The sequence below is a fragment of the Bradyrhizobium sp. SPXBL-02 genome (genome assembly GCF_051853065.1).
Lineage (GTDB): Bacteria > Pseudomonadota > Alphaproteobacteria > Rhizobiales > Xanthobacteraceae > Bradyrhizobium.
In genome coordinates this window covers 3135007-3154756 of sequence record NZ_CP182474.1, presented here as the reverse complement: position 1 = coordinate 3154756, position 19750 = coordinate 3135007, and the positions used below count along the sequence as shown (strand labels likewise).

The window sequence follows — 19750 nt, the reverse complement described above, 5'->3', positions numbered from 1 at the left end:
TGTGGCGGCAATTTAAACCCTTTGTTTACCTTAACTGCCTGCTCCCGTGGCGTCATTCGGGTGCGCAGCCCCAGACCCGGAATCTCGAGATTTCGGGTTCGGCGCTTCGAGTCGCCCCGGAATGACTCTTCAATAAGAAAAAGGCCCCGCCTCTCGGCAGGGCCTCACCCTCTTACTCCTGGGCTCCCAAACTACTTGTCCTGCTGACCCTGCTGGCCCGGGCGATCACCCTGGCGCATCGGATCGTTCTGCTGCTGCTGTCCGGGTTTCTGACCGCCGCCCTGCTGCTGCCCTGGCTGACCTGGGCGCTGCTGGCCGGGGTTCTGGTTCTGCTGACCCGGATTCTGGTTCTGCTGCTTCGTCATTCGGGGAAACTCCCTTGTTGGACGTCAGAGGGAAGACAACGACCCGCATCCACTTTGGTTGCCTGCGGAACCCGGTTCCTCGCAGGTGCGGGAACCCAGCGGGCAAAATGATCTCTGTACAAGCCTTAAGGCGGAGACCGGGCCAGTTGCAGCCGCCAGTTCCCTCCTGTTACAAAACCATGTGAACGCTCAAGGGCTGCCGGGGCCCAAGAACTCTCTGCAAGAGCTCCCTTTGAGCCGCGTCAAGTTTGGGTACGGCAGCTTATGGATTATTTCGCCCAGCAGCTCATCAACGGCCTCGTGCTCGGCTCCATCTACGGCCTGATCGCGATCGGCTACACGATGGTCTACGGCATCGTCGGCATGATCAACTTCGCCCATGGCGACGTCTTCATGATCGGCGGCTTCATCGCCCTCATCACCTTCCTGATCCTGATCTCGCTCGGCCTCACAGCCGTTCCCGTGATCCTGCTCGTGGTGCTGCTGGTGTCGATGGCAATCACCGCGCTCTATGGCTGGACCATCGAGCGCATCGCCTACCGGCCGCTGCGCCATTCCTTCCGCCTCGCCCCGATGCTGTCGGCCATCGGCATGTCGTTCGTGCTGACGAATTATTCGCAAGTGGCGCAAGGCGCCCGCGTCAAGCCGATCCCGCCTTTCATCACCGGCGGCTATACGCTGCACGAGAGCGCCGACGGCTTCGTGATCCAGCTCTCCAACATCCAGATCATGGTGGTCCTCACCACCATCGTGCTGCTGGCGATCTTCACCTGGCTGGTGTCGCGCACCCGGCTCGGGCGCGACATGCGCGCCTGCGAGCAGGATCAGACCATGGCGGCGCTGCTCGGCGTCGACGTCGACCGCACCATCTCCATGACCTTCGTGATCGGCGCCGCGCTCGCCGCCGTCGCGGGCCTGATGTACCTGCTGTATTACGGCCTGGTCGACTTCTTCATGGGCTTCGTCGCCGGCATCAAGGCCTTCACTGCCGCCGTGCTCGGCGGCATCGGCTCGCTGCCCGGCGCCATGCTCGGCGGGCTTGCGATCGGCCTGATCGAGACGTTCTGGTCGGCCTATTTCTCGGTCGAGTACAAGGACGTTGCGGCGTTCTCGATCCTGATCGTCGTGCTGATCTTCATGCCGACCGGCCTGCTCGGCCGTCCCGAAGTCGAAAAAGTCTGACGCGCGTGACAGCTCCCTCGACCCACACGACCAAACCTGCAACGGGCATCCCCGCCCTCCTCAAGACCGCCTTCATCAACGCAGTGATCGCGCTGGTGCTGTTCTCGCTGATGGTCGGCATCCGCACCGAGGCGGGCTCCGACGGCCAGCTCACTTACTGGACGCGATTCGGCGAGCTCGCCTCCCTCGTCGCCGCCGTGTTCGGCGGCTCGATCGTGATCGAGCTGCTCAGGCAATGGATCGGCCCGGCCGGCACCGAGAAGCTGGTGCCACCAGCGGTGCAGAAGGGCATGTCGCTGGTCGGCCGCTACCTTGCACCCGCGCTGCTGATCTTCACGCTGCTGGTGCCCGTCATCTTCTATAACCAGCGCTACATCCTCGACCTCGCCATTCTCGTGCTGACCTATGTGATGCTGGGCTGGGGCCTCAACGTCGTGGTCGGGCTCGCCGGCCTGCTCGATCTCGGCTACGTCGCCTTCTATGCGGTCGGCGCCTATTCCTACGCGCTGCTCGCCACCAATTTCGGCTGGTCGTTCTGGATCTGCCTGCCGCTCGCCGGCATCCTCGCCGCATTCTGGGGCGTGCTGCTCGGCTTTCCCGTGCTGCGCCTGCGCGGCGACTATCTCGCCATCGTGACGCTCGCCTTCGGCGAGATCATCCGCCTCGTCCTGATCAATTGGCAGAGTCTGACCGGCGGACCGAACGGCGTATCCGGTATTCCGCGTCCGACCCTGTTCGGCATTCCGCTGAGCAACACCGACGATGGGCTGGCCGCCATGCTCCGCATCGAGTATTCGCCGACCCACCGTATCGTCTTCCTGTTCTATCTGATCCTGGCGCTGGCGCTGCTCACCAACTGGGTGACGATCCGCCTGCGCCGGCTGCCGATCGGGCGCGCCTGGGAGGCCTTGCGCGAGGACGAGGTCGCCTGCCGCGCGCTCGGCATCAACACCACCACCACCAAGCTGACGGCGTTCGCGACCGGCGCGATGTTCGGCGGCTTCGCCGGCGCCTTCTTCGCCACCCGCCAGGGCTTCATCAGCCCGGAATCCTTCACCTTCCAGGAATCGGCGCTGGTGCTCGCCATCGTCGTGCTCGGCGGCATGGGCTCGCAGCTCGGCGTCGCGCTCGCGGCGCTGACCATGATCGGCGGGTTCGAGCTGTTCCGCGGCCTCGAGACCTATCGCATGCTGGTGTTCGGCTGGGCCATGGTGCTGATCATGATCTGGCGGCCACGGGGCCTCGTCGGCCATCGCGCGCCGACCGTCTATCTGAAGAAGGCGCAGGCCATCTCCTCCGACCTCGTCAAGGAGGGCCACGGATGAGCGGCGAGCGTATCCTCCACGTCGATCAGCTCACGATGCGCTTCGGCGGCATCGTTGCCGTGCAGGACCTGTCGTTCGCGGCGGAGCGGCGCAAGATTACGGCGCTGATCGGACCGAACGGTGCGGGCAAGACCACCGTGTTCAACTGCATCACCGGCTTCTACAAGCCGACCGGCGGCGCCATCCGCCTCACCCACGATGACGGCAGGGAAATCGCGCTCGAGCGGCTCAACGACTTCCGTATCGCCAAGCAGGCCAAGGTCGCGCGCACCTTCCAGAATATCCGCCTGTTTCCCGGGATGACCGTGCTCGAAAACCTGATGGTGGCGCAACACAACATGCTGATGCGCGCCTCGGGCTTCACCTTGCTCGGCCTTGTCGGCGCGCCGGCCTATCGCGACGCCGAAAAGCGCGCGATCGATCTCGCCACCGACTGGCTGAAGCGGGTCAGCCTGCTCGACCGCGCCGACGATGCGGCCGGCAATCTCGCCTATGGCGATCAGCGCCGCCTCGAGATCGCGCGCGCGATGTGCACCGAGCCTGCACTCCTGTGCCTTGACGAGCCGGCTGCAGGCCTCAACGCGCGAGAGAGCGCCGCGTTGAACGAACTCCTGCTTTCGATCCGCAACGACCTTGGAACGTCGATCCTCCTGATCGAGCATGACATGTCGGTCGTGATGGAGATCTCCGACCACATCGTGGTGATGGATCACGGCGTGAAGATCGCACAAGGCACGCCGCGCGAGGTGCGCGACGATCCCAAGGTGATCGCCGCCTATCTCGGCGCCGACGAGGAAGAGGCCATGGCCGTCATGGAGAGCGGATCGTGACGGCGGCATCCCCCCTGCTCGCGATCCGGGGCCTGCGCGCGGCCTACGGCAAGATCGAGGCCTTGAAGGGCGTCGACGTCGACATCAATTCCGGCGAGATCGTCGCGCTGATCGGCGCCAACGGCGCCGGCAAGTCGACGCTGATGATGACGATCTTCGGCAAGCCGCGCGCCCGCGCCGGGCAGATCCTGTACGAGGGCAAGGACATCACGGCCGTCCCGACCCACGAGATCGCCCATTTGCGCATCGCGCAGTCGCCTGAAGGCCGCCGCATCTTCCCGCGCATGAGCGTCGCCGAAAACCTCCAGATGGGGGCCGACGTCACCGAGAGCACGCCGGCGGAACGGGAGAGCACGCTCGAGCGCGTGTTCGCCCTGTTTCCCCGCCTGAAGGAGCGTTTCGCCCAGCGCGGCGGAACCCTGTCCGGCGGCGAGCAGCAGATGCTGGCGATCGGCCGCGCCTTGATGAGCCGCCCTCGCCTGCTCATGCTCGATGAACCCTCGCTGGGGCTCGCCCCGCTCATCGCGCGGCAGATTTTCGACGCCATCCGCACACTGAACCGGCAGGACGGCCTGACCGTGCTGATCGTCGAGCAGAACGCCAACCATGCCCTCAAGCTCGCCCACCGCGGCTATGTCATGGTCAATGGCCTGATCACGCTGGCCGGCAGCGGCGCCGAATTGCTGCAGCGCCCCGAGATCCGCGCCGCTTATCTGGAAGGCGGCCGGCACTGACCGGCCCCGCCCTGCGCGAGAATGCGGCTAGATATCTTGACCTATGCCCGTATTTTGCCGGTGACTTCTCCTCGAATTCATTCAAGAATGGCGCCGGTTTGAACCGGGCATGCCCGGCAACTTCCACAGGCGACCACCCGCGAGGTATCTCATGAAATCACTGAAGCTCATCGGTCTAGCATTCGGCGCATCGCTCGCGCTGTCGAGCGCGGCATTCGCGCAGGATGTCACCGTCGCAGTCGCAGGCCCGATGACCGGCGGCGAGTCCGCCTTCGGCCGCCAGATGAAGAACGGCGCCGAGATGGCCATCGCCGACATCAACGCCGCCGGTGGCGTCAACGGCAAGAAGCTCGCGCTCAACGCCGAGGACGACGCCTGCGATCCGAAACAGGCCCGCTCGGTGGCGGAAAAGATCGCCGGCGCCAAGATCCCGTTCGTCGCCGGCCATTTCTGCTCGTCGTCTTCGATCCCGGCCTCTGAAGCCTATGCGGACGGCAACGTCCTGCAAATCACTCCGGCTTCGACCAACCCGCTCTTCACCGAGCGCAAGCTGTGGAACGTGGCGCGGGTCTGCGGCCGCGACGACCAGCAGGGCCTGATCGCCGCGCAATACATCGCCAAGAACTACAAGGGCAAGAACATCGCCATCCTCAACGACAAGACCACCTACGGCAAGGGACTTGCGGACGAGACGAAGAAGGCGCTCAACAAGGCCGGCATCACCGAGAAGCTCTACGAGAGCTACAACAAGGGCGACAAGGACTTCAACGCGATCGTCTCGCGCCTGAAGAAGGAGAATGTCGAGCTCGTCTATGTCGGCGGTTACCATCAGGAAGCCGGCCTCATCCTGCGCCAGATGCGCGATCAGGGCCTGAAGACGGTGCTGATGTCGGGCGACGCGCTCGCCGACAAGGAGTACGCCTCCATCACCGGTCCCGCCGGCGAAGGCACGCTGTTCACCTTCGGTCCCGATCCGCGCAACAAGCCGACCGCGAAGAAGATCGTCGAGGCGTTCAAGGCCAAGGGCATCGATCCGGAAGGCTATACGCTCTATACCTACGCTGCGCTGCAGGTCTGGACGCAGGCGGTCAAGAAGGCCGGCACCACCGACGCCAAGAAGGTCATGGAGACCATCAAGGCCGGCAAGTGGGACACGGTGCTCGGCCCGATCGAAATTGACGCCAAGGGCGACCTCAAGCAGATCGACTATGTCGTCTACAAGTGGGACGCCAAGGGCAATTACGCCGAGCTCGGCGCCAAGGGTTCTTGATCAAGGGTTCCTGATCAAGGAAGCTCGTCGGGGATCCCGATCAGCGATCCCCGAAGGCTCTGCCATCGCGACCGCGCCCCGGCTTGCCGGGGCGTTCTTTTGCCCGGTCAGAACGCGGCCGAGATCTCGCCGCCCGCCGCGGCCTGGGCCTTGCGGAGCGCTTGCAGCAGATCGTCCGGCCGAAACGGCTTTTGCAGGCAGGCGACGTTAGCGAGGTGGGGCGATTGGTCCATGAAATCGAGCGCCGTCATCCCGGATACCGCAATCACGGGCAGCGCCGGCGCGCGCTCGCGCAGGGCCGTGATGACATCGACGCCATTGGTATCGCCGAGGAAGATGTCGACGATCGCCGCGTCAAAGGGGCTTTCCGCAAAGGCCTTCAGCCCCGCCGCGCCGCCTTCGGCCTCCACGACCTCGAAACGATTGACCCGAAGCACGATCGCGATCATCGCACGGACGTCCTTCTGGTCGTCGATGATGAGCACGCGTGGCATCGGAGCAACTCCCGATCTCGAAACCAAAATCGCCTGTTTCAAACCTGGAACCCGCCGCAGCGGATGGGCATTATGACCCCGCCCCGTAAAGCGCACCTTACTGATCCCTGTTCCGTGCATCCACCGAAATTAGGTAAGCTGTAACCCTCGGTTGAGTCGCAAACCGGTTCCGTCACGACCCGCGCCCAAAACCCGCTAGGATGAACGGATTGCCGGCGAATGAGACTAGCGGAGATGCTCAAACCCGACCTACTCAACACCGAGGCGCGCGAACTGGACGTGCCTGCGACGATCGACCGAACCACCTTTCTGTCGACCCTGCCGGCCACCTCGACCGACCGCACTGCAGCATTGACGATTGTCGGTGTGTCCTCCCTGCTGTTCGCCGCGGCCGTGCCCTTCGCCGGTACCCCGCTCCTGCCGGTCCCCGCCTTCGTCGCCAGCTATCAATCCGCGCTGGCCGTGAGCGACATCGTCACGGCCGTGTTGCTGCTATCGCAATTTGCGATTCTGCGGACCCGCGCGCTGCTGTGGCTCGCGAGCGGCTATCTCTTCACCGCCGCGGCGGCGCTGGTTCATGCCCTCACCTTCCCCGGCCTGTTCGCACCGACCGGACTCCTGGGCGCGGGCCGGCAGACCACGGTCTGGCTCTACATGGTCTGGCACGCCGGCTTTCCGCTCTGTGTGATGGCGTATGCCTGGCTGAAGGAAAAGGACGGTGGCCCCCGGATCCGCGGCGCGGCAAGCAACGCGATTTATGGCAGCGTGCTCTGCGTCATCGCCGCGATGGCCGTCTTCGCCTGGATCGTCACCGCACAGCACGATCGGTTGCCGGTCCTGCTGAGCGAGGGCCGCTACACGGCGACCATGATCGGAGTCGTGTCCTTCGTGTGGTCGCTGAGCTTTGCCGCGCTGGTCTCGCTCTGGTTCCGCAGGCCGCATACGGTGATCGATATCTGGCTCATGGTGGTCATGTGCGCCTGGCTGTTCGACATCGCACTGTCGGCGATCGTCAACGTCGCGCGCTTCGATCTCGGCTTCTATGCCGGCCGGCTCTACGGCCTCGCCGCGGCGACCTTCGTGCTCGCGGTGCTTCTGATCGAGAATGTCCGCCTGCAGGCGCGTACGGTGGGCCTCGTCGGAAGGCTGCGCCAGCAATCGGCCTCGGAACGCGACTATTTCGGCAAGCGCCTCGCGCTGTACGGCGCAGTGGTCGAATCGTCCAATGACGCGATCATCACCAAGTCGCTCGACGGCATCATCACCGGCTGGAACAAGGCCGCCGAACATCTGTTCGGCTACTCCGCCACAGAGGCCGTCGGCAAGCCGATCGACATCATCGTGCCGCCGGATCGCAAGGGCGAAGTCAGGAGCATCCTCAACCGGATCGCCAGCAACGAGTCGATCGCCCAGCACGAGACCGTCCGAACCCGTAAAGACGGCCGCCCGCTGGACGTCGTCCTGAACATCTCACCGCTGCGGACCGACGATGGAGAGATCATCGGCGCTTCCAAGATCGCCCATGACATCACCGAAGAGAAGCAGGCCAGAGAGAAGCTGCGCCGCGAGACCGAGGAACGGCAGCGCATCTTCGAGACATCGCAGGACCTGATCCTGGTCACCGACGGCTACGGCAATTTCGTCCAGGTCAGCCCGAGCGTGCAGAACATTCTCGGCTACAGCCCCGAGGACATGGTCGGGCACAGCGCGATCGAGTTCATCCATCCCGACGATCTCGAGAAGACGCGGAGCGAGATGCGCGCAGCCCGTCGCGGCGCGGTCAAGCGGAGCTTCGAGGCGCGCTATTACCATTACGACGGTCACGAGGTCTCGCTGAACTGGATGGGCACGTGGTCCGAGCCGGTGAAGCGCCACTTCTTCATCGGCCGCGACCTCACCGACAAGCAGGCAGCCGAAGCCCAGCTCCGGCAGGTCCAGAAAATGGACTCGATCGGCCAGTTGACCGGCGGCGTCGCCCACGACTTCAACAACGTGCTGACCGTCATCACGGGCACGATCGGCATTCTCAGCGACGCGGTCGCCGACCGGCCCGAGCTTGCCGCCATCACCAAGCTGATCGACGACGCCGCCGAGCGCGGCGCGCAGCTGACCAAGCATCTGCTCGCCTTCGCCCGCAAGCAGCCGCTCCAGCCGCGCGAGATCGACGTCAACGCACTGGTGCTTGAAGCCGCCAAGCTGCTGCATCCGACGCTCGGCGAGCAGATCAGCATCATGCCGCAGCTCACCGAGGATGCCTGGCCGACGCTGGTCGACCCGGGCCAGTTGTCCACCGCGATCCTCAATCTCGCGCTGAACGCGCGCGACGCCATGCCCGAGGGCGGCACCCTGGTGCTGGAGACCCGCAACATCTTCCTCGACGACGGCTATGCCAGCATGAACCCCGACGTCGTCGCCGGCAATTACGTGATGATCGCCGTCAGCGACACCGGCAGCGGCATTCCTGCCGAGCTGATCGACCGGGTGTTCGATCCCTTCTTCACCACCAAGGAGGTCGGCAAGGGCACCGGCCTCGGCCTCAGCATGGTGTTCGGCTTCGTCAAGCAATCGGGCGGCCACATCAAGATCTACAGCGAGGAAGGCCACGGCACGAGCGTGAAGATCTACCTGCCACGCTCGACCGGGGTGCAGGAGACCGAGTTCGAGGCGCTCCAGAATGCGCCCATCACCGGCGGCAACGAGAAGATCCTGATCGTCGAGGACGATGCGCTGGTGCGGCAGTATGTCGTGACGCAGGTCAAGAGTCTCGGCTATACCGCGCTCGAGGCCGCCAACGGCGCCGAGGCGCTCAATATCATCGACAGCGACGAGACCATCGACCTGCTGTTCACCGACATCATCATGCCCGGCAACATGAACGGCCGCCAGCTGGCCGACGAAGCGCACAAGCGCCGCCCAGATTTGAAGACGCTGTTCACCTCGGGCTACACCGAAAACGCCATCGTCCATCACGGCCGGCTCGATTCCGGCGTGCTGCTGCTGGCCAAGCCCTACCGCAAGTCCGAGCTCGCCAAGATGCTCAGGACCGCGCTCGCCTGTTGAGCCTGCGGCATTGCCGCGCTATCGCAGATCGTGAATTGCTCTCGACGACGAGGCCGCCGTGAAGAACCTTCTCACCGATATCGCCGGCGTCCGGGTCGGCCATGCCGAGGACCCGAAAGTCGGCTCCGGCGCGACCGCGATCATCTTCGATTCTCCCGCGATCGCCGCGATCGACGTTCGCGGCGGCGGCCCCGGCACGCGCGAGGATGCACTGCTCGATCTTGCCAACACGGTCGAGCGCGTCGACGCGATCGCGCTGTCGGGCGGCTCGGCCTTCGGCCTCGACACCGGCGGCGGCGTGCAGGCCTGGCTCGCCGAGCAGGGCCGCGGTCACCGGGTTCGCGAAGCGCTGATCCCGATCGTCCCTGGGGCGATCCTGTTCGACCTGCTCAATGGCGGCGACAAGGCCTGGGGACGCTTCTCGCCCTATCGCGACCTCGGCTATGCCGCGGCGACCGCCGCCGCCAGCGCGGATTTCGCCCTCGGCAGCGTCGGCGCCGGCTTCGGCGCCACCACCGCGACGTTCAAGGGCGGGCTCGGCTCGGCATCGGCCGTGACGCCGAGCGGAATCAAGGTCGCGGCGATCGTCGCCGTCAACGCGGTGGGCAGCGTCACCGTCGGCAATGGCCCGTGGTTCTGGGCGGCACCGTTCGAGGTGGACGGCGAATTCGGCGGACGCGGCCTGCCGGACAAGTTCACCGAGGACATGCTCCGCATGCGCATCAAGGGCGGACCTGCCGCGAGCGCGCGCGAAAACACCACCATCGGCGCCGTCGTGACCAACGCGGTGCTGACCAAGCCCCAGGCCAAGCGGCTGGCGATGATCGCGCATACCGGCTTCGCCCGCGCGATCTATCCGGTGCACGCGCCGACCGACGGCGACGTGCTGTTTGCCGCCGCCACGTGCGAAAAGCCGATCGAGCCGCTGGTTGGCCTCACCGAGCTCGGCACGATCGCCGCCAACGTGGTCGCCCGCGCGATCGCCCGCGGCGTCTACAGCGCGACGCCCTTGCCCTTTCCGAGCGCGCAGGCGGCCTGGAAGGACCGGTTCGGCTAGGCCAGAAACGAAACGGCCCCCAAAGCGTTACCCCGCGGACAAGGTGTGCGGCCATGCCCTCTTCCGTGATCCGCTTCTTTCGCTATGCGCCCGATACACGCGAGCTGAAGGTGACGTTCGTCAGCGGACGCCTCTATGTCTATGAGGATGTTCCGCCCGAGGTCGCTGCCGCGTTCGGGGATGCGCGCGCAAAAGGAACGTTCTTCAATCGCGAGATCCGCGACCGCTATGCCTATCGTGACATCACGCACGAATATGCGAGCTAAAGCGCGATGCGATGAGGATGAATCGTCATCGCGCTTTAGGTTATTGTTTGAGCATGATCTTTTCGGAGAACCGCTACGCACTTTTCCGGATCATGCTCTAGCTTCAGGATGCACTCACACGCTGATCGACATCGATGAAGCCGCTGCTCCCGCAGTGGCCTGCGCCTGGCGCTGCATCATCTGCCCGAACCAGTCATAAGGCGAGTTGCCGCCACCTTTCGCATTCGACGCGCTGGCGGCGCCCGGCACCGTCGTCGACATCTTGAAGCCGTCGGCATAGGTGACGGTGGTGGTGGTCGAGCCGTCGGCATTGGTCGTCGTGGTCGACGTCGAGCCGCGGCTGGATTGCGACGAGGAATCCGAGCCATCGCCCGCGCCCTGCGCGTGATCACGGCCGTGACCGCCCCTCAGCGCCTTCGTCATCTCGCCGAGATTGATGCTGCCATCCGCATTCGCATCCATCTTCGAGAACACGTCGTCGGCCTGGGCCAGGTTGGTGCCGCCCGCGCCGAGCGCGTCCTCGAACTCGGACTGGGTGATCTTGCCGTCGCCGTCCGCGTCGATCTGCGAGAACAGATCCTTCAGCGCAGCCTCCCGGCTCTTCGACGTCGAGGAGGTCGAGTTCGACGAGGCCGCGCCGTCGGCCGACTGGCTCTGCGCCGCGAACAGCGCGTTCATCGTCTCCGACGAGATCTGCGGATATTTGCCTGCATTGACCGACGAGGTCGCGCCGGCCGTGCTGCTGCTGCCACTGTCGATTGCGAACGGATTGACCGGCGCGCTCTGCGAGGCGCCCGTCTTGTGCGCCGCCGAGGACGATTTCGAGTTCGTCAGCGACTGGATCGCGTCGAGCGCGCTCGATACCGCACCTAGGGCTAACAACATTGCACAACTCCAACGGGATGCGACATGCCGCGATCAATGTTCTCCGGCTGAAGTCAGCAAGCACCGTGCCATCGCGAAAAGCTCAATGAAATCCGCACCCATCAGGTCGTGCAGGGCGCGGGAACATCGGCAATTCATGCCGCCAGCGGCAGAAATTTCCGCCCACAGGAAGCGCGTCCCTCCTGCATTGCCCGCCACAAGGGCCCATGTTAGGCGAGGCCATTCGTCGTCCGTCCGCCACGGGAAAACGCGCCATGACACAAGCTTTCGCCCCCCGCCCACTGGCCATCGCGCCCTCGATCCTGGCCTCGGACTTCTCCAAGCTCGGTGAGGAGGTGCGCAGTGTAGACGCCGCCGGTGCCGACTGGATCCATCTCGACGTGATGGACGGGCACTTCGTTCCGAACATCTCCTATGGCCCTGATGTCATCAAGGCGATGCGCCCGCACACCAAGAAGATCTTCGACGCGCATCTGATGATCTCGCCCTGCGATCCCTATCTCGAGGCCTTCGCCAAAGCCGGCTGCGACCACATCACCGTGCACGCGGAGGCGGGTCCCCACCTGCACCGCTCGCTCCAGGCGATCCGCGCGCTCGGCAAGAAGGCCGGCGTCTCGCTCAATCCGGCGACGCCGATCAGCGCGCTCGAATACGTCCTCGACCTCGTCGACCTCGTGCTGGTGATGTCGGTCAATCCGGGCTTCGGCGGCCAGGCCTTCATTCCCTCCGCGATCAACAAGATCCGCGACATCCGGGCGATGGTCGCGGGCCGTGCGATCGACATCGAGGTCGACGGCGGCGTCGGCGCCGATGTTGCGGGCGCGCTCGCCGCGGCCGGCGCCAACGCCTTCGTCGCCGGCACCTCGGTGTTCAAGGGCGGCACGCTGGACGCCTACAAGACCAATATCGCCGCGATCCGCAACGCGGCGGCAACGGCGCGCGGCGAGGCGATCTGACGGCGCTTCGCGGTCCGAACCGGCCTTGCGGCCGCTGCGACCAATGGGAATGGATGAAATCCGCGCCACTCTGTTTTGCGCAGGCCTGCGGCGCCTGCTCGCCGAGACCCTTCAGGAGGGGGAGCAGGTGGTCTGGCAGGGTCAGCCCGACGGCGTTGCCCGCATGATGATGTGGCGGTTTCTCTGGTGGATCGGATTCCCCTGGCTGTTGCTGACAGTCATCGCCGTCAGGAACGATTGGATCGACCAAGCGACCCAACCTCTCGCGATGCTTGGAGTTGGGATGGTTGCAGCTCCGTTCGTGATGCTGCTGCAAGACCTGCAGACGCTTTATGTGATCACCGACCGCCGCGCGCTGATCGTGCGCACGGCCTGGAGCAGACGCAGCGTGACTGCTACTTCGTTCGACGCCATGGATGCAGTGTTCGAAATCCTCGACATCGGCGGCGGCGTCGGCCACCTCAACTTTGCGTCAGGGTGCTCGACCCGTTCGCCCGATACCGACTACACCGGGCGCTATGGGTTTCGCTGTGTTTGAGACGCACGGCGCATCCGGGATATCCTCGATCATGCGCGCACCGGCAAAGTACGTCGGTCGCACCCGGAAAGAACTGCGGCTTCTACGGGTTCTGCAACGCGCAAAGCTTAAAATTGTAACCGTGGTCCGTACTCATCCGGACTTCACTGATTCGCGCAAATCACTGCAAGTGATTCCTGCCTGTTTTCGCGGGAGCACATCATGACGACGACCCTGGTTTGGACTGGCGTGGCGTTGTGGATTGGTTTCAGTGCGTTTGTCGTGTTTGGTCCATCGGCCGGCCCGGTCGAGGCCCCGGCCCGTTCGGCCCGCAACATCGGCCGCGCCCGCGACAGGGGCTGACGTCCATGCAGATCGCACTCGTGAAGCGTCGGCCGAAGCGCAGGTGCCGGATTCCACGGCGCCCGCATCCGAGCCTCGATGATTTCTTCGGCCGCCTCGAGCGCACCGATGGCACGCTGGACGATAATGCCGGGCCCGACAATTCGGACCTCGAGCGTTCGCTTGGCTCGCCGCGCCGCCACTGAGACTTCTTTTCCGGACCGCCCCATGAAACCGCATTGCCCGAACTGCCTGAAGGAAATGACCAAGGCGTCCGCGTCGCGTAACCTGTTCAATTGCGAGCCTTGCCGCGAGATCATCCAGTATTTTGGCGGCAGCGCGGATCACGGCGAGCCGGGGCCGCAATTCTCCTGGCCGATCCGCCGCAAGCGCGCCATGGCCGTCCACGCGGCCTGATCCAGCCCCGCAAATGACCCCGGCCGGCCTAAAGCGCGATGCGATTAGGATGAATCGCCATCGCGCTTTAGGTTATGGTTTGAGCATGATCTCTTCGGAAAACCGCTGCACACTTTTCCGGATCATGCTCTAACCTTCGCCGGCCTCCGCTCCTTCGGCGTCCCCAGCCATCCGCGGCGGCCGCACCACGGTGACGGTGCAGCTCGCCTCCGAGGCCACCTTGGCCGACACGCTGCCGAGCAGCGTGCGCCGGAACGAGCTCTGCCGGGCGCCGATGATGACGTGGTCGACCTGGTTGGCCTCGGCAAACTCCAGGATCGCGGCGGCGGGGTCGACCGCCTCCAGCACGTGAGCCGACAGCCGGCTCTCGTCCAGCTTGAGCGGCGTTGCCCAATGCCTGAGCGCGACCAGGCGGTCGATATGCTTGTTGGAGCCCTGCTCGTCCAATGTCCGATCGATCGCGATGCGGTTCAGCTTGAGCACGTTGACGCAGGCAAGCCGTGCCGAAGGCAAGGTGGCGAGGATGCGCTCGGTGGTCACGCGCAGCGCCTCATTCAGCTCCGGAGCGCCCTCCGCGGTGTCGAGCGCAACGGCGAGGATTGGGCTCGATGCGATCTGGGCTGCGACGTCCGATTTCGCGCGCGGCGCCATGGCGCCCTGGTTAAAGCGCCGCCGCCAGGCGACGCCGAGCGAATCGCGTTTCACCCGCTCCGAGCGCGCGGTGAGCTTGACCTTGTCGGGATGGGCGAGATCGAAGGCGAGCTGGGACGCCGTCGGATAGCGCCACACCGGCTCGATCTCCAGACACCGCAACACCACCTCCTGAAGCCAGGGCGGATAATCCGCGCGAAGCTTCCGCGGCGGATGCGGATCGCGCCACAGCCGGCGCCGCATCGCCCGTAGCGTCTCGCCCTCGCCGAACGGCCGCTCGCCGGTGGTGAAGAAATAGAGCAGCACGCCGAGCGAAAACAGATCGCTGCGCGGATCGTCGCGCACCCCGAGCAGCCGCTCGGGTGCCATATAGGGCGCGGTGCCGTAAGGCAGGCGGAATTCCTCCTGGAGGAGGTCCGGCAGGTGGTTGTGATGCGACAGGCCGTAGTCGATCAGCACCGCCTCGCCGCTCTCGCGAAACATGATGCTGCTCGGCTTGATGTCGTGATGGATCACGTTCTGCCGATGCAGATCGGCAAGCGCTGTCGCGATCCTGGCGACGAGCTGCCGCGCCTCGTCATAAGGCAGCGGCAGGTCGGGGAGCCGCTTGTACAGCGTGGCACCTGAAATGCGCTCGATCACGACATAGGCTTGGCGGGCAAAATCGCCGGTGCCGAAGCAGGCCGGCACGTGCGGCCCCGCAAGCCGCGGCAGGATCATCATCTCCATCTCGAAGGAGACGATCGCGGCGGGGTCCTCGCCCTCCGACACCCGCGGGATCTTCATCAGCATGGGCACGTCGATGCCGGGATGGGTGACGGTCCACAGCGTCGCCATGCCGCCGGCATGCACGCATTCGCCGATGGTGTAACCGTCGATCTCCGCACCTGATCTGACCAGGGGTTTCGGCATCGGCCTCTAGCGCCCCTGCGACAGGCGGTCGGCGAGCCAATGCGGCAGGCCGTTCTCGCGGATCCGGCTCGCGGCCGTCTCGATATCGTAGGGCGCACGGCAATAGGTGATCTGGCTCGACACGGTGTCGAACAGCGCGAAGGCCGCCGACGGATCACCATCGCGGGGCTGGCCGACCGAGCCGAGCACCGCGAGCCATTGCCGTCCGCGCAGGAGCTGCACGGGGACGTCGGTCTTCGGCACGAAGCTCGTCATCTTCGCCGTCACCGACATCGAATAGAGCGCCGGCCTGTGGATGTGGCCGCAAAAGGTGACATGGGCCTGCGTCGCAATCAGGCTCTTGGCGGCGTCCACGGTCGAGCGGACATAGTGCCAGCGCTGCGGATGCGAGGCTTCCGCGTGCACGAACAGGCGGCCATCGTCCTCCACCTGCATCGGCAATTCGGCCAGGAACCGCCGCTGCGCGGTGTCGAGGCGGCCGCGGGTCCATTCGATCGCGATCTGCGCCTCGGTGTTCATGGTCTCGGCCGTGGAATTGATCGCCTGGTCGTGATTGCCGCGCACCGCGACGGCGCCCTGCGCGACCAGCTCCATCGCGGTGTCCACCGCCCATTCCGGATCGGCGCCATAGCCGACGAAATCGCCGAGCAGGACGAACTGCTCCGCGCCCCTGGCGCGGGCAACCCTCAGGCAGGCCTCGAACGCCTGCCGGTTGCCATGGATATCCGAGAAGACAGCGAGAAGCACGCACCCTCCACCCTCAAATTCCTATTCGAGGCCGATGAGGCCAAATTGAGGGACGTCAACAAGATGCGCCAGCACCGGGCCGTTTGCCAGCACTGCCCTGCCGTGATGGTGAAGGGCCTATTGCTCGTCCTTCGGCGGCATCCGAGGCGGCGGAATCGGGGTGAACACGGCGCCTTGGGCACCGGCCGGCGGGGCATTGAACTCGCCGGTCGAGGAATCGCCGCCGCTGGTCTCCAGGATGGTCTTGGGCGTCACATACTCCCGGACCATGTCGATCAGGCTGCCGTCGCCGCCGCCGAAATCCGCGGCGCGCCCGCCTTGCGGATGACCGGCCGCGATCTCGTTCTCCGCGGCGTGGGTCTTGTCGGCCAGCCGGTCATTGTAGGGCACACGAAAGGCGCGCGGGATGCCGCTCGGGCGATTGTCCTCGTCCAGCGCCTCGACCCAGAGATAGATCGAGCCGGGATCGCCCTGAAGCGAATGCGGCTCGACGATGCGGGCCTTCAGCAGCTTGAAGGTCGCCGGTAGCCGGTCGGAGCTGGCCCAGCCGAGCAGGCCGCGCATTTCGGTGAAGCTGACGATGTAGAAGGTGCTGGTCACGACCACGGCGACCGCCTTCAGCGACCAGTGCAGCCGCGCATAGACCAGAACGACCAGCAGCAGCGCGCCGATGACGGCATACGCGACCGACAGCGTCAGGATGACCGTCTGCGGATTACTCACGGCGCACCCTCACAGCGTTCCTGCTCACACCGGTCTTGGGGTCGACGTCGGCGCCGTTGCGCCAGCTGCTGCGAAACGTCTCCAGCAGCGATTTCGGTCGCTGATCGACATTGACGACCTTGCCTTCCGCATCGATCCGGAAACGGACCGCGGTCTTCTCGTCGCCGGTATGGTCGAGCGTGAACTTGTTGTCGAAGATCACCTGCGCGGTCGGATTGAGCTTCTGCACCTTCACATTGGCTGTCACAGGCGCGCCGGTAGTGGCAACGAAATGCGAGACGTTGACGGTGTATTCTCCAGCGAGGATGCCGCGCACGGTGACGATCTCCTCGCGGATGGGCGAGGCGATCTTCTTGCCGTTGACGATGATGAAATCGTTGGCCCCGCCGCGATCGTCGCGGTCGAGCGTCAGGAAGCCGGCTTCGCGATGGCGATACCAGGCGATGTTGCCGGCGGGATCCTGCACGAACAGGTCGAGATCGTCGGGGTGGTTGTCCGGCCAGTCCAGCGTGATCATGAACTCCGCCTTGGAGTCGATCTTGCCGTCCTTGGCATCCGGAGAGACCGCGAGCAACGCCAGGAAGAACAGGAACGCGATCACCTGCAGCGCCTTGAACAGCATCACGCCGAGGGGATCGAACGGCTCCTCGCGCGGATAGAGACCGAAATCATCCATCATGACGGCGTTCCAGCGCCTTTTCGCTCGAGCACCGGCGTCACATAGGTCTCGGTCAGCACCACCGCATCCGAGAACACCCGCTGGGTCGCGGCATCCAGCATGTAGTACTGGATGCGGACCAGGATCGAGCCGACGAGGCCGGCGAGTGTCGTGTACATCGCGACTGCCATGCCGTCGCTCATCAAGCCCATCGAGGAGCGCATCGCGACCTTGTCTGCGGCATCGAGCCCCGCGATCGGCGCCAGCATGATGATGAAGCCGATGATGGTGCCGAGCAGGCCGAGCTTCATCAGCGTATCCGAGACGAAGGCCCCGAACCCGTTGGAGCCGCGCAGGCGGTCGGCGAGCGTCCGCAGCAGCAGCGTCTGATCGACCGGGCGATAGCCCTGCGCGGCGGCCTTGGTCACCAGGCTTTCGATGTGGTCGCGCACCAGTCCGCGCGGCAGCGCCACAGCGCTCGCATCGAGCGCCTTGCTGCCGCCGGCCGCCGACAGCACTGCGCGGCAGCGCCGCGCCGCCGCCCCTTCCCGCGCGATCGCCCGCGTCCGCAGGAAGCAATGGCCGCAGGTGACAATGTAAAGCGCCGCGATGACGCTGGAAATGTAAGTGCGGTCCGAGGTCAGCATCAGATGGATCAGGCCGAAGCGCCACAACAGCACGACGGCAAAGATCGAGAGCCCGGTGAAGATCATCCAGAACAGCAACGCGCTGCGCTCGGATGGATCGGCAGCCTGGCTCGCAATTGGTCCAATCGTCATCGAACTCATGCTGCACCGCTCCTGGCTTGCAAGCACCGGCCTGCAACGTGTCCTCGCCGATTAGATCAAAGCCGCCGTTTCAGGTCCAAAGACCCATGCCCAATCCGGCTTGGGAAATTTGCCCGAGCTGCAATCCCGGCGTTCGCTGAGATTGGCAAGGCACGGCGGCGTTGTTAGGCTGACCTTACCAAACGTCGGGGGTGATCGCATGCGCCTCGTGCTTCAGCTTGTCGCCCGCCTGCTTCTGATCGTAGCGCTGTGCCTGGCAGCCGCGACAATATGGGCTACGTTCGAGGCCTATCGCAGCGTCGATCGGGCGACGGCGGCTTCGGCGCAGCGGGTCGCGCAGGCGCTTCAGGCGCTGTATTGGCGCGAACTGTTGTTGCGCAGCAGCAGGGCGCGCGAGCATCTACTGCCGGTTCCGGATTGGCGTACCCTGGAGACGATGAAGCTGATCTCACCCGGCGTCTGCGTCGAGTTCCAGCCCGCCGCGGCTTTCGAGAAGCCGCTCTGTGGCCAGAGCGAGGGGTTGGGCAAGACGCCGCCACGCTGGTTCGCGGCCATCGTGCCGACCTTCCTCGGCAGCCACGCCGAGGTGGTGCGGCCCGTCAGTCCGCGCGCCGCGGCCGCCGGCACCGTCGTTGCGACGCCCGATGCAGCGGCCGCGATCTCGATCGCCTGGGACTACATCCTCAACGTCATCGACGTCGCGCTGCTGATGGCCGCGGCGATCGCCCTGCTCGCCTCGCTCGCCATCGCGCACGCACTTGCGCCGGCGCGCGCGATCGTCACCGCGCTTCAGCGCATGGCGCGCGGTCAGTATCACACCAGGCTGCCGCGCTTCCGCTCCATGGAGCTGGCGATGATCGGCAGCGCCGTCGGCGAGCTCGGCGGCCGGCTGGAGGAAGCGACCGAGCAGCGCGCCGCGCTGACGCGGCGCCTGATCGAGATCCGCGACGACGAGCGCCGCGCGCTCGCCCGCGAGCTGCACGACGAGTTCGGGCAGAACCTGTCCGCCATCCTCGCCTTCGCCAACACGATCGAGACGGCGAGCGCGAAGCAGAACGGAGACGATGGGATCGCGCAAGACGCGCGCATGATCTCGCAGGCGACGCACCATCTGATGGCCTCGCTGCGCGATGCGCTGAAGCGGCTGCGCAATCCGTTGCCGGAGGAGCTCGGGCTCGAGGCGAGCCTCGTCAATCTCGTCGACAGCTGGCGCTCGCACAGCGCGGCGCGACCGGCGATCCAGCTCGATCTCAGGGGTGACCTCACCGACATCAGCGGTCCGGCCGCCACAACGGCCTATCGCGTGGCACAGGAATGCCTGACCAACGCGCTGCGCCACAGTGCAGCGCGCGAGATCTCGCTCCGCGTCGAGCGGCGCGCGGGCGAGGAGGATGCGCTGCTGATCCGCGTCGAGGACGACGGCGGCGGCGATGCGGAGCGCGTCGCGCAATCGGCCGGCTTCGGCCTGACCGGTATCCGCGAGCGCGTCACGGCGGCCGGCGGATCGCTGTCGATCCTGCCCGCCCGCGGCGGCCTCAGCGTGGCCGCAACCATTCCGCTCGCTGCGTGAG

General features: G+C 65.4%; 22 protein-coding genes. 14 read left to right on the top strand and 8 right to left on the bottom strand.

Features of this window, described 5'->3' with window-relative positions; all coding sequences use genetic code 11:
* Positions 1–191: 191 nt before the first annotated feature.
* The gene (locus ACNJYD_RS14395; RefSeq protein ID WP_212258058.1) at positions 192–365 is read right to left on the bottom strand and encodes a hypothetical protein; all 174 of its coding nucleotides are present in this window, start codon (positions 363–365) and stop codon (positions 192–194) included.
* A gap of 264 nt (positions 366–629) precedes the next feature.
* Here ACNJYD_RS14395 and ACNJYD_RS14390 point away from each other — a divergent pair, with 264 nt between their 5' ends.
* The 5 genes from ACNJYD_RS14390 (at position 630) to ACNJYD_RS14370 (ending at position 5706) form a co-directional block, all read left to right on the top strand.
* Positions 630–1547: an ABC transporter permease subunit gene (locus tag ACNJYD_RS14390; RefSeq protein WP_212258057.1), complete on the top strand. Its 918-nt coding sequence runs from the start codon at positions 630–632 to the stop codon at positions 1545–1547.
* A gap of 5 nt (positions 1548–1552) precedes the next feature.
* Complete coding sequence (gene livM / locus ACNJYD_RS14385; protein WP_212258056.1) at positions 1553–2872, top strand: high-affinity branched-chain amino acid ABC transporter permease LivM; 1320 nt, start codon at positions 1553–1555, stop codon at positions 2870–2872.
* Positions 2869–3702, top strand: a complete 834-nt coding sequence (locus tag ACNJYD_RS14380) for an ABC transporter ATP-binding protein (protein WP_212258055.1) — start codon at positions 2869–2871, stop codon at positions 3700–3702. The genes livM and ACNJYD_RS14380 overlap by 4 nt, the downstream gene beginning before the upstream one ends.
* A complete protein-coding gene (locus tag ACNJYD_RS14375; protein ID WP_212258054.1) occupies positions 3699–4436 on the top strand; it encodes an ABC transporter ATP-binding protein in 738 nt (245 codons plus the stop codon). Before ACNJYD_RS14380 ends, ACNJYD_RS14375 begins: the two co-directional genes overlap by 4 nt.
* 151 nt (positions 4437–4587) lie before the next feature.
* Positions 4588–5706: a branched-chain amino acid ABC transporter substrate-binding protein gene (locus ACNJYD_RS14370; protein ID WP_172782997.1), complete on the top strand. Its 1119-nt coding sequence runs from the start codon at positions 4588–4590 to the stop codon at positions 5704–5706.
* A gap of 107 nt (positions 5707–5813) precedes the next feature.
* On the opposite strand, the gene ACNJYD_RS14365 is transcribed toward ACNJYD_RS14370, so the two are convergent.
* Positions 5814–6200 (bottom strand): response regulator, encoded by a 387-nt coding sequence (locus ACNJYD_RS14365; protein ID WP_439367476.1) that lies wholly within the window; start codon positions 6198–6200, stop codon positions 5814–5816.
* A gap of 234 nt (positions 6201–6434) precedes the next feature.
* On the opposite strand from ACNJYD_RS14365, the gene ACNJYD_RS14360 reads away from it, so the two are divergent.
* Genes ACNJYD_RS14360 through ACNJYD_RS14350 form a run of 3 tightly spaced genes read left to right on the top strand, consistent with a single transcriptional unit; the run spans position 6435 to position 10583 of the window.
* Entirely contained in the window at positions 6435–9260 is a 2826-nt protein-coding gene (locus ACNJYD_RS14360) for a PAS domain S-box protein (protein WP_260379849.1), read from the top strand.
* A gap of 58 nt (positions 9261–9318) precedes the next feature.
* Positions 9319–10317: a P1 family peptidase gene (locus ACNJYD_RS14355; protein ID WP_439366723.1), complete on the top strand. Its 999-nt coding sequence runs from the start codon at positions 9319–9321 to the stop codon at positions 10315–10317.
* Between the two features lie 53 nt (positions 10318–10370).
* On the top strand, positions 10371–10583 hold the full coding sequence (locus tag ACNJYD_RS14350; protein ID WP_260379851.1) for a KTSC domain-containing protein: 213 nt from the start codon (positions 10371–10373) through the stop codon (positions 10581–10583).
* A gap of 114 nt (positions 10584–10697) precedes the next feature.
* Here ACNJYD_RS14350 and ACNJYD_RS14345 read toward each other — a convergent pair whose 3' ends face one another.
* Positions 10698–11468, bottom strand: a complete 771-nt coding sequence (locus tag ACNJYD_RS14345) for an EF-hand domain-containing protein (protein ID WP_439366722.1) — start codon at positions 11466–11468, stop codon at positions 10698–10700.
* A gap of 254 nt (positions 11469–11722) precedes the next feature.
* On the opposite strand from ACNJYD_RS14345, the gene rpe reads away from it, so the two are divergent.
* The 5 genes from rpe to ACNJYD_RS14320 all read left to right on the top strand — a co-directional run bounded on the left by rpe (position 11723) and on the right by ACNJYD_RS14320 (position 13700).
* On the top strand, positions 11723–12424 hold the full coding sequence (rpe, locus tag ACNJYD_RS14340) for a ribulose-phosphate 3-epimerase (protein WP_439366721.1): 702 nt from the start codon (positions 11723–11725) through the stop codon (positions 12422–12424).
* Positions 12425–12473: 49 nt separating this feature from the next.
* Positions 12474–12962 carry a hypothetical protein gene (locus tag ACNJYD_RS14335; RefSeq protein ID WP_439366720.1) on the top strand — a complete coding sequence of 163 codons (489 nt, stop codon included), beginning with the start codon at positions 12474–12476 and terminating at the stop codon, positions 12960–12962.
* A 201-nt stretch (positions 12963–13163) separates the two neighbouring features.
* A complete protein-coding gene (locus tag ACNJYD_RS14330) occupies positions 13164–13304 on the top strand; it encodes a hypothetical protein (RefSeq protein WP_172782990.1) in 141 nt (46 codons plus the stop codon).
* A gap of 5 nt (positions 13305–13309) precedes the next feature.
* Positions 13310–13489: a hypothetical protein gene (locus ACNJYD_RS14325; protein WP_212258046.1), complete on the top strand. Its 180-nt coding sequence runs from the start codon at positions 13310–13312 to the stop codon at positions 13487–13489.
* Between the two features lie 22 nt (positions 13490–13511).
* Positions 13512–13700: a hypothetical protein gene (locus ACNJYD_RS14320; RefSeq protein WP_025037262.1), complete on the top strand. Its 189-nt coding sequence runs from the start codon at positions 13512–13514 to the stop codon at positions 13698–13700.
* 129 nt (positions 13701–13829) lie between these two features.
* On the opposite strand, the gene ACNJYD_RS14315 is transcribed toward ACNJYD_RS14320, so the two are convergent.
* The 5 genes from ACNJYD_RS14315 to ACNJYD_RS14295 all read right to left on the bottom strand — a co-directional run bounded on the left by ACNJYD_RS14315 (position 13830) and on the right by ACNJYD_RS14295 (position 18179).
* The gene (locus tag ACNJYD_RS14315; RefSeq protein WP_439366719.1) at positions 13830–15263 is read right to left on the bottom strand and encodes a serine/threonine protein kinase; all 1434 of its coding nucleotides are present in this window, start codon (positions 15261–15263) and stop codon (positions 13830–13832) included.
* A 6-nt stretch (positions 15264–15269) separates the two neighbouring features.
* Positions 15270–16010, bottom strand: a complete 741-nt coding sequence (locus tag ACNJYD_RS14310) for a metallophosphoesterase family protein (RefSeq protein WP_439366718.1) — start codon at positions 16008–16010, stop codon at positions 15270–15272.
* Between the two features lie 117 nt (positions 16011–16127).
* On the bottom strand, positions 16128–16733 hold the full coding sequence (locus ACNJYD_RS14305) for a hypothetical protein (RefSeq protein ID WP_212258044.1): 606 nt from the start codon (positions 16731–16733) through the stop codon (positions 16128–16130).
* Positions 16726–17412 carry a hypothetical protein gene (locus tag ACNJYD_RS14300; RefSeq protein WP_439366717.1) on the bottom strand — a complete coding sequence of 229 codons (687 nt, stop codon included), beginning with the start codon at positions 17410–17412 and terminating at the stop codon, positions 16726–16728. Before ACNJYD_RS14300 ends, ACNJYD_RS14305 begins: the two co-directional genes overlap by 8 nt.
* Positions 17409–18179, bottom strand: coding sequence for a MotA/TolQ/ExbB proton channel family protein (locus ACNJYD_RS14295; protein WP_172782984.1), 771 nt, complete (start codon positions 18177–18179; stop codon positions 17409–17411). The genes ACNJYD_RS14300 and ACNJYD_RS14295 overlap by 4 nt, the downstream gene beginning before the upstream one ends.
* Positions 18180–18378: 199 nt before the next feature.
* On the opposite strand from ACNJYD_RS14295, the gene ACNJYD_RS14290 reads away from it, so the two are divergent.
* Positions 18379–19749, top strand: a complete 1371-nt coding sequence (locus ACNJYD_RS14290) for a sensor histidine kinase (protein WP_439366716.1) — start codon at positions 18379–18381, stop codon at positions 19747–19749.
* Position 19750 lies beyond the last annotated feature (1 nt).